This is a genomic window from Jeotgalibacillus marinus, from assembly GCF_040801915.1.
GTDB lineage: Bacteria > Bacillota > Bacilli > Bacillales > Jeotgalibacillaceae > Jeotgalibacillus > Jeotgalibacillus marinus.
This window is the reverse complement of the sequence record NZ_JBFMIA010000403.1, coordinates 1-207: the sequence shown is the minus strand read 5'-3', so window position 1 is coordinate 207 and position 207 is coordinate 1. Positions and strand designations below refer to the sequence as shown.

1 protein-coding gene is annotated in these 207 nt (G+C 72.9%); it reads right to left on the bottom strand.

Annotation, left to right across the window (positions count from 1 at the left end; genetic code table 11):
- Positions 1–207: hypothetical protein (locus tag AB1471_RS18310; RefSeq protein WP_367781135.1), on the bottom strand; the 207-nt coding region annotated here is incomplete at both ends.

Genomic DNA, 207 nt, shown 5'->3' with positions numbered 1-207 from the left:
CCCCGCGGGCCATTCACTGTCGCCGGGTGCGATGCTGCCGGCGCATTTGAGCGCGAATTTCGGATCGAAGAGCCGGACCGCGGCCTGGGCGGCAGCCAGCGCGTGGGCCGGCGCCAGCTCGGCGTGGCAGTCGTGCGTCCACGCCGCGTAGGCGAGCAGGTCCTCCACCGTGAGTTCCCCGAGCTCGTCCTCCTGGTGGCCGGGGAC